Origin of the sequence: Emticicia sp. (genome assembly GCF_049241225.1) — a bacterium.
Lineage (GTDB): Bacteria > Bacteroidota > Bacteroidia > Cytophagales > Spirosomataceae > Emticicia.
In genome coordinates this window covers 1-10,540 of record NZ_JBMLRC010000344.1, presented here as the reverse complement: position 1 = coordinate 10,540, position 10,540 = coordinate 1, and the positions used below count along the sequence as shown (strand labels likewise).

4 protein-coding genes are annotated in these 10,540 nt (G+C 37.8%); all 4 read right to left on the bottom strand.

Annotated elements, in window-relative coordinates; translation table 11 throughout:
• Nucleotides 1-29 precede the first annotated feature (29 nt).
• The gene (locus ACOVO2_RS18585; protein ID WP_421771413.1) at nt 30-1,688 is read right to left on the bottom strand and encodes a carboxypeptidase-like regulatory domain-containing protein; all 1,659 of its coding nucleotides are present in this window, start codon (nt 1,686-1,688) and stop codon (nt 30-32) included.
• Between the two features lie 80 nt (nt 1,689-1,768).
• Nucleotides 1,769-5,335 (bottom strand): VCBS repeat-containing protein, encoded by a 3,567-nt coding sequence (locus ACOVO2_RS18580; RefSeq protein WP_421771412.1) that lies wholly within the window; start codon nt 5,333-5,335, stop codon nt 1,769-1,771.
• A 108-nt stretch (nt 5,336-5,443) separates the two neighbouring features.
• Nucleotides 5,444-7,177, bottom strand: coding sequence for a RagB/SusD family nutrient uptake outer membrane protein (locus ACOVO2_RS18575; protein ID WP_421771411.1), 1,734 nt, complete (start codon nt 7,175-7,177; stop codon nt 5,444-5,446).
• Between the two features lie 87 nt (nt 7,178-7,264).
• Nucleotides 7,265-10,504, bottom strand: coding sequence for a SusC/RagA family TonB-linked outer membrane protein (locus ACOVO2_RS18570; RefSeq protein WP_421771410.1), 3,240 nt, complete (start codon nt 10,502-10,504; stop codon nt 7,265-7,267).
• Between the last annotated feature and the right edge of the window lie 36 nt (nt 10,505-10,540).

The window sequence follows — 10,540 nt, the reverse complement described above, 5'->3', positions numbered from 1 at the left end:
GTTTATAATAATCGGTCATTGGTTTGGTTTTATTTGTTTGTTACGATTACAAGCGTGCCATTTGCTCCTCTTGCTCCAAAGGCCGCACTGTTGCCATATTTTACTGCACCCAGAGATTTTATATCTCGTACATTCAAATTATTTAAGATGTTCATCACTGTCGATTCATCGTCGATGAATGTGCCATCATATACAAGAGCAGGTGTAAGAGAGCCACCACCACCCCCTAAATTGGTATTTGTACTGCGGAAATGAATTCGGTACTCCCCTCGTTCGTTGATGACCATTAAGCCAGGAATACGACGAAGTAAGTCGAAAACTGAGAGATTTTGGTCACTCTCGCTGATTCTTACTGTAATATCGTTTGAAACGATGGCAAACTCTTTCTTTTCTTCTAGAATTTTGCCAACTGGCTCTGAACTATAAACCACACCTTGAGCGATAATTTCTTTAGGAGTAATTGAATCAGATTTAAACCCCTTTGATGCAATTGTAGCAGGGGTATCCATCTGAGTTTCCTCATTATCTGTTTTTTTCCCAATAGAATAAGAGGCAATTGCACGAATATCATTTTGAGTACTATCTCTTTTTATAAAATCTTCAGGGAGATAATCATCTGGGAGCATATTGGCAAAACCTTCGTGTCCCCAATAGCCCTGAATCAGAATACCATTGGGTTTTGTTAACCAACCATTCTCACCAAAAGTAGCATGGAAATTAACTAAATTGACAATCGAATAATAATAGGGATAATCGGTGAAAAGTTTTATTGGGTTAAAGCGGTTGGTTACGAATATCATTAGTGGGTATTCTGAGTAAAAGACAAATTCTTCGGTTTCACGGTCGAACATACAGATTTCTTCTGCTTCGCAAGGTTTCAATGTGCCGTCTTTTACCTCTTGATTAACTGTTGTTTTACCAAAATACATTTCTTTTGGTAGCAATACTTTGAATATCGCAAAACCATTTTCTTCAACCTTATTGTCTTTTAAAGCTACCAGAAAATTACGGAATGAATCACGATATGATTTCTTTTTATGTCGTTCCCAAACCTTTTGCTCTTGTGGCGAAGCGGGTGTCATTTTCTCGAAATATTTTAGACCTGAGAAATAGGTTTTTTCGCCATCTGACTCAAACTTCTCCATTTGAAATCTTATCTTTAATCCTAAGGCATCGTTTTGAATAATGAGAGGCTCACGAGCAGTGGCAACCACATTTTTCTTTTTATCATAAGTCAAAACAATTACTTCTGGGTTTAATATTTTACAATCTTTAAAGAACTCAGATTCACCCAAAAGACCTCTATTAAAAACTTTCCATTTTTTTCGCCACTCATTATCATGTTTGGCTACTACTTTTACTTCTTTTAGCTCAATACCTGTTTGTAGGGTAAAGACCAAATTTTGGAGTTTTTTATCTGACTTTAAAATTGTCTTTTTGAGTGTTTCGTAACCTACAAACGAAATCACAAGGTCGATTTTTGAGAAACGTGCGGGTATTCTCAACGAGAAATCACCGTTTTGGTCAGTCGTTGTACCGATACTTGTATTATTGATATAAACATTGGCAAACTGAACGTTTTTTTTGCTTTTATCTATGATTTTTCCGCTGACTTGCCAGTTCGAATTTTGAGCAAAAAGGTAGGTTGGAAATAAAAACAAAATCAAAAATTTGATAATAGGTTTCATAGTGAGTGGAGATTTAAAAGGTTGAATTTTATAAGTTGATGAAAAGTGATACAATAAGGTTGTATCACTTTTCAAACAAATTATTTGATTATTCTTTTAGTGCCATTTATTTTAATAATCTCAACACTCTGAACGTCTGAACTAACCACCAGATTATGAGCAGATTGCGATAAAAATGATGAACCAAAACCAATTTCTTCTCGGCGAGTTTTTCCGTTTTTGAGTTTAATCAAAGCGGTTGTTTCATTGGCTTGTAGCGGAATCGTTTTTACAGGAAAATGATAATCAAATACTTTAAGAATATTTTTATTCTGCGATGTAAGCGTACGTAGCTGCCCTTGTGGATTCATTACTTTAACGAGGGCTTTGGCATCGCCCGTAACACAATAGCCGCTTTTTTCGAGCGAAATGGGCGTGAAGTTTCCTTTGCCATTTCCTTTCAAGAGTAAGCCGTTTAGTGCGTCGTTGCGTCCTGTACCTAATTCTATACCGTAGTCGTTTCCTGCCAGTAATACATCAAGATTACCGTCTTGGTCGAAATCTTGAGCAATCATGCCAAAAACAGGAGCAAATTGTGCTTCCAGTGGCAATTCTCTTATTTCAAAATTACCAGCACCTTTGTTTTCTACATAGCTACTTTTTAGCCAATTAGCACTCAACACAAGGGCTTTTTGTAGCTCCTCTGGTTTCAAAACTTCTTTGATTGTAGCTTGCGAAAACTTAGCATAGTTTTGGAAACGCTGACGAGTTTGAATAAATTGTTTGGCTAAATCATCACGGGTATTGTACGGAAACTCTTGTGGTTTTCCTTCTTGGTCTTTGAAATATACAGTCGGGATGGCGTCGTAGAAACCATCATTATTGAAATCATTGGCATAAATTCTGAAAGGATGCTCAGTTGATGCTTGCATAAGTGAATTAATACCCATATTACCAACTACGTAGTCGATGTCGCCATCATTATCAAAATCTCCCGAGGTGATACTGTTCCACCAACCGATTTTATCGGCAATTGATGTATTAGGCTTTTGAGCATAGCTGAAGACACCTTTTTCATTTTTCAAGAATGTAATTGGCATGAATTCGCCCGCCATTACCAAATCTTGCCAGCCATCATTATCAAAATCTGACCAGGTCACATCACAAATTAAGCCGATGTTTTTTAGTTGAGGTGCCACATTGTTTGTTACGTCGGTAAATTTACCTTTATCATTTCTTAGAATATAACTCGAAACAGGTTTCGGATAAGCCGAGGGTTCGAGACGTCCACCTACGAAGAGGTCTAAATCTCCATCATGATCATAATCGGCAGCTTTTACGCATGAACCACTTTTCAAAAACTTTGGAATTGCGTTTTCGTTGAGTAAGAAATTTCCTTTTCCGTCATTTACATAAAATCTATCTTGCAAAGCTGGTGAAGTAGCTGGAAATTCAGAGCTGCCACTAACTATGTATAAGTCTAAATCTCCATCAGTATCGGCATCAAAAAGTAAGGTACCCATATCCTCACTTAACTTTTCCTCGCCATCGCTACCCGAAAGTAAGTCTTTCGGTGAGAAATGTCCGGTTTTATCTTGAAGCAAAAACTTGCCTTTGTGATGATAAGCCCCTCCAATAAAAATATCTTCAGTACCATCGCCATTGACGTCTCCTACCGCTAATGATGGCCCAAATTGTGAAAATTTATGTGGTAAAAGTTTCTGTACATTAAAATCTATGTAGTCTTCTTCATCGTGTTTATAATCAATTTTCAGCTTGTCTGTAATGTCCGTAAATATCTGATTAGCTTTGGCTAATTGCACGCTAGGAAGAGGAGGTGTGGCATTTTTTTCTTCTAGCGAAATTACTTGATTTGCTTTTATATTACTGAGCGTTTGGGTAGATCCATTACTCCAAATTACTTTTAGCTGAGTAATTTGGGTGTGAGTACCCAAACCAAAATGTGCGATAGGCTCAACTGTTGATAAATAGCCACGATATGGAGTATGCTCATAAACTATTTTTTGTTTATCAGCGTACTGAATTTCGACCCATGCCCCAATCCCCGCAATATTTTTTGCATTACCCTTAAATTTTACCCTCAGAAAATTACTTTCTTTAGGTTTTTGTTGCACCAAATTGTTCTGAAAAACCGATGCAGAATCGTTGATATTATTGACCACATAATCGAGGTCTCCGTCGTTATCTAAGTCTGCATAAGCAGCCCCATTGGCTGTTGTAGGCTCAGTAATTCCCCATTTATCGGTTACATCATCAAACTCAAAAGCACCATTTTTACCCTTATTTTTATACGCATAATTTTTGAGTTTTACTTTTGGTACATACTCTAAGAGCATTGATTTATCCATTAAGGCATTCACCTCATTTCTATAAGCCAAAAAGTCTTGATCTGTTATATCTCTCGGAAAACCATTCGTAATAATCATGTCACGATAGCCATCATTATCAAAATCTGTTACCATTGGAGTCCAGCTCCAGTCGGTTTGAGCAACCCCAGCAATAAAACTTACTTCGCTAAAAATCGGTTGACCAGTAATCGGATTTTTACCTTGATTTAGTTGAAGTGTATTGCGTGGAAACTGGTATAAATAATCAAATCGGTCGTTGTTTTGGTAGGTGACATAACTATTGGCAGGCGTCATCATTTTTTTTCGATAATTACTTTCAGGCATCATGTCAACAGCAATAACATCAACTAATCCATCATTATTGATATCAGTCACATCATTTCCCATAGCCGAGTATGAAGTATGCTTGAAATACTCCTTGGCCCGATCTGTAAATGTCCCATCATGATTGTTGATATACATAAGATCGTTGGTAAGAAAATCGTTGGTTACATAAATATCTTTCCAACCATCTTTATTTATATCCGTGATATTTATTCCTAGGCCGTAGGCGTCATCAAAAATGCCCGCATTTTTCGATACATCAGTGAAAAAAGCATGGTTTTTTGAGCTATCAAAATCATTTCTGTAGAGTCGATCGGCACGTTTCGATGTAACAACTTTACCTTTTTCTTGGTATTTATTCGGAAACCTATCATCATCCATTTCATTTACTACCAGATATAAATCTAGATCGCCGTCGTTATCATAATCAAAAAATGCCGCGTTAGTAGTATGGGTTGTGTCGGCAATGCCGTATTCTTGAGCTAAATCTTTAAAGGTAGGAACCCCATCTTTTCCAATCCCCTGATTTACATACAATAAATTAGTACGTTGTTTAATCGACTTTCGTGCGGTGGCACATACATAAATATCCAATAAATTATCATTATTTATATCTATCAAAGCTACGCCCGACGACCATCTATTGTGGCCATTTACACCTGCTTTTTCTGTTACTTCTTCAAATTTTAGTTTTTCTCCTTTTGGTGTTCTATTTAAATACAATTTATTCGGCGTTGTATTACCGGTGAAATAAATATCTGTTAGATTATCGTTATTAAAATCACCCATTGCTACGCCACCCCCATTATATACATACTCAAATGTTAGAATATTTAGGGTATCATTTTCAGCAATTCGGTTCGAAAATGTGATACCTGTATCTTCTGATTTAAGCTCAGTAAATAGTGTTTTTTCTTTACAAGACCAAAAAGATATGCTAAGTAAAAATATGAGATAAACAGAGTTTTTTTGCATGAGGATATATTAAGACTTTTAGAAACAAAGATAAACTAAAAACGTCATGCAGGAAATAAATCCTACATGACGTTTTTGTATTTTGGAAATTAAAAATTCAGATTTTAATTAATATCCAGGGTTTTGCTTCAAGATGTCAGAACCAGTCAAGTCAATTTGAGCTTGTGGAAGTGGCAATAAAGCGTGTTTAGCTTGGTATGTTGAACCACCTAGAGTATTAGGTAAGAATTGGCTTTCATACTTCAAGTAATTGTTAATGTCAGTTACATCAGTTCCCCAACGAACTAAGTCGAAGAAACGGTGTCCTTCCATTGCTAACTCCAATTTACGCTCAAAACGAACCGCAGTACGAGCTATGTTTTTATCTGTCCAAGCAGTAGTGTAAGGCTTGATTACATACTTCGCAGCAGGACCACCATCTTGAGTTACGAACGAAGCTGGGTTTGCAGCACGATTACGAACCATGTTAACGTACTCACGAGCTTTTTCTAAGCTACCAATTTCAACCTCACATTCAGCTGCCCACAATAATACGTCAGCAAAACGAATGATTACTACATTCAATGCAGTGTAGCCGGGAGTCCAAGAACTATTATCTTGCAATGAACCTCTATCATTTTTGTAATAAGAAAATTTCTTTGGAGAGTAAGGACCACCATTTGGTTGGTTACGAATCCAGTCGAATCCTGGGTGTTTTTGCCAGTCTAAGAACATGATACCACGACGACCGATAGTATGGTCAATACGAGGGTCAAGCTCACCAGCATCTGGCGTAAAGGTTGCACTTGATTGAATGCCCATGTCAGTTTTCACTGCATTAGCTGGGGTATTGTACGAACCATCTAATAATGGTAAGCCATCTTTTGTACGGTACGAGTTACCTAACTCAAAACTTGGCTGGAAGAATCCACAACAGTTACCTGGGCCATTTGGACCAGTGTTGTAAGGCCAGTTTAAGTCACCATCAGCATTTGCATTGTTTACACTACCAGTATTGGCAGCCGCCTGTACTGCAAAAATAGATTCTGAGTTATTATCATTAGATGCTTTAAACAAATCTGGGAAGCTTGGCACTAATGCAAGTTTTTTTCCATTTGTAGTAACACCATTAGCAATTATAGCATCCAAAAGAGTTTTTGCTTCAGCATACTTTCTTTGAGCCATGTAAACTTTTGCGAGATACGAACCCGCAGCCCACTTGTTTGCACGACCCGCCTGAGCTTGTGTTGCTGGCAAGTTATCATAAGCATTTTTGAAATCAGCTTCGATTTTTGGCCACAAATCAACATCATTTTTGATTTTCTCGATGCCACTACCTACGTCAACTGTTTCATCCACGTAAGGAGTATTGTTGTAGTTTCTTTTCAAAGAAAAATAGAAGTGAGCTCTCAAAAATTTAGCTTCTGCTTCCAAACGTTTTTTGTCTTCTGCTGTTACGTCTGGTTGAGCTTCTTTTAATAAACCCAATACGTTGTTAGCACGAGCCACACCTTCGTACAATCCACGATAGTTATCATTGATTACACCTTGTGTTGAAAGATATTCAAAGCGTTGAATTGGGTTAATATCAGCAAAGTCACCCGGGTCAGTTCCTTTGTTTGCATCACCACCACGAATACTTCCCCAAACCCAGTTTTGAGGGTGCACCATACGAGTGCCATAACCACTCATTTGTCCGTAAGCCGAAATCAAAGCTCCTTCCAAACCTTTTTTAGTTGTCAACTGGCTCTTGGCAATTGCACCAGTTGGAAGTACTGTAAGGAAATCTTCCTTACATGAGTATCCAATTAAAGTAAGCAAGGATACTGCTAATGTTAATTTACTAAAAATATATTTTCTCATTTTAAATGAATTTTTGAGTTAAATGTTTAACTTTTTGTTCTTTAGCAGTCAGTGAGCAAAACTATACTGACTGCCAAATGTTTTATATTAGAATCCTAAATTAAGACCTACTGTAAAACTTTTAGTTAAAGGATAGTTACCTACGTCAATACCGAAGTTTGTATCAGCATTACCACCAACTTGTGGGTCTAAACCTTCATATCCAGTGATTGTAAACAAGTTGTTGGTTGCAGCAAATACGTGCACTCTGCTCAATTTTAATTTGTCTAACACACTCTTAGGTAAGTTGTATCCTAAAGAAACATTTTGAAGTCTCAAATACGAACCGTTCTCTACATAGAAAGAGTTGGCCTGTGTATTTGTACTGAAGTTAGATGCTGTTTCAAAAATCGGAATTTTTGCACCAGTGTTTTGTGGTGTCCAAGAATCTTTTACACGCTCAGAGATGGCAGCTCCTGAGAATGAAGGATAGAAATCTGTAAACCATTTCGATACATTGAAAATCTTGTTTCCAAGTGAAGTATAAAGGTATGCTGATAAGTCAAATCCTTTGTAAGTTAAAGTGAAATTAGCACCACCAGTAAACTTAGGTATTGGACTTCCTAAATAAGTACGGTCATTCGCATCAATTCTACCATCTGGTTTTCCTTCTGGGCCACTGATGTCAGCATAACGGAAACGGCCAACCCCTTTACCATCTTGAATAGGAGCCGCATCAACCTCAGCTTTAGATTGGAACAAACCTACTACTTGGAAACCATAGAATGATGATAAGCCATAACCCAATTGGTTACGAATAGGGTTGATACCACGGAAGCCAGGGTTTACATTCGTTAAGTATGTTTGACCATCTGCAATTGAAGTAATTTCATTTTTCAAGAAACTACCCGTTACGTTTACTTCGTATCCTAAATCAGTAGTGATTTTACCACGGTTGATAACTTGAATATCAATACCTTTGTTTACCATTTTACCAACGTTTACTGAAGGAGCAGCAGCTTGGAAACCAGCAGTTGCAGTAATTGGTAATTGATACAACAAATCTTTAGTATCTTTTTGCCAAAAGTCAACAATTACATCCAATTTACCTTTCAAGAATGAACCATCAATACCGATATTTTTGGTAATTGATGTTTCCCACTTAGCATTCGGGTTTCCGATACGTGTACGATAGTAACCATCTACAATGCTTGAGTTAGAGCCATTGATGTCATATCCTGAGTTATTTACACGACCCTCATATAAGCTATATTGGTTGTTAGGGTCAACGTTGTTTGAGTTACCCATTGTACCGTAACCACCACGAACTTTCAAGTCTTGTACCCAAGGAAGGTTTTTCATGAATGACTCAGATGATACACGCCATGCTGCTGATACCGCAGGGAACACACCATAACGATTGTTTATACCAAATCTTGATGAACCATCACGGCGGATAACACCAGTTACGATATACTTATCGTTGAATGTATAAATTGCTCTGCTAAATAATGAATAGAAATTAACTCCTTTAAACAAGTTACTTCCCGGTGGGTTTCTACTTCCTAATGTAGTGAGTGTTACAAAATTAATATCTTGTGAGAACGGATTTAATCCATTGGCAAACATGTTTCTTCCAGCACCAGTATTCAATGCCTCTTGACCCGCTAAGACCTCAATATTGTGTTTTCCAAATGCTTTCTTATAACTTGCTGTATTTGTGAAAGTCCATCCGAATGAATAACCACCACCTTCGTTATAACCGAATGCAGAGTTATTTTCTGAGTTTTCGTATTGCCAACGGCTATAACCCCAGTTATAGAAGTTACCATAGTTACCAGCAATCGAAGAACGTAATGTTAAACCAGGGATTGGGTCGTATTCGATATAAACATTACCATTTGCTAAACCGTTGAAGTTACGGTTGTTCAATAAGCCTTGTTGGTTAGCTACTGGGTTACGTGGGTTGTTGAAACCTTTGGCAGCTGTACCAGCAAATCCACCAAATTCATCATACACAGGAATGATAGATGGCATACGGAATGCTTGTAAGATATCGTTTTCGTCAGCAGCGATACCATTACCACCTGCACCACCAGTTTGACCCAAAATTTGAAGGTATGTCAACTGGATATTTTCACCGATACGTAAGTTTTTCAATAAGTTAAATTCAGTGTTGATACGGAAAGCATAACGTTTCATTTGGTTACTGATCAAGATACCTTTTTGGTCTTGAGCCGAGAAACTTACATAGAAACGGCTGTTTTCACCACCACCGCTAAATCCAAGAGAGTGTCTTTGAATTGGAGCTTGACGAGTGATTGCATCGTACCAGTCAGTACCAGCTTTGTTAGCTTTGATAACTTGGTAAATCGCACCAGCTGCAGGGTCGATGTTATATTTTAATTTTTGAGCAGCTAAATCAACGCTTCCAATAACACCCGGGGTTCCACCAACACTTAAATAATCAGGAATAACTGGTGTTGAACCTGAACCAAATTGTGGATGTCCAAAAGCCTCACCTGAGTTTCTTTTAGCATTCCAAGTCCAAGTTGCAAAATCAGTTGGATTCATCATTGGTTGGCCATTACCTGGGTCAGTAACACCATACATACCATCATAAGTTACATTCAATTTTTTAGCATTTTTTGTTCCTTTTTTAGTAGTATATACGATTACACCATTGGCAGCACGAGCACCATAAATAGAAGCAGCAGATGCATCTTTCAATACGGTAGTTGACTCGATGTCGTCAGGGCTTAGGAAGTTAGTAGAGCCTACTGGCATACCATCAACAACGTAAAGAGGCTCGTTACCACCGAATGCACCAAAACCACGTACACGGATTTGGCTGGCAGTTCCTGGCTGACCGTTGGTTACAACCGTCAAACCTGCAACTCTACCTTGTAATTGTTGTTCAACGTTACCTGATGGAACTGCCGTTAAATCTTTTGATTTTACAGTAGAAATCGCACCAGTTGACTCACGTCTTTTATCAATCGAATAACCCGTTACTACAACCTCTTCAAGGCTTGCAGCATCATCTTCCATTGTTACGTTGATTGTGCTTTGTCCTGTTAGTTTTACTTCTTGAGTTTTGTAGCCGATTGAGCTAAATACTAATGTTCCACCTGAATTTGGAACATTGATTTTGAAGCCACCGTTTGCATCACTGATTGTACCTGTTGTAGTACCCTTAATAGTGATACTTGCACCTGGGATAGGATCTCCCTTTGGGTCACTTACCTTTCCAGTTACAGATTTTTGTGCAAAGGCCGCTACAGAAATGAGCCATAGCAACATGCAAAACAGAGTTCCCCTGATAGGAGCAAAGTAGTTTTGTTTCATAGTTTTGATTAAGTTAAAAAATTAGAAAAAAATTGA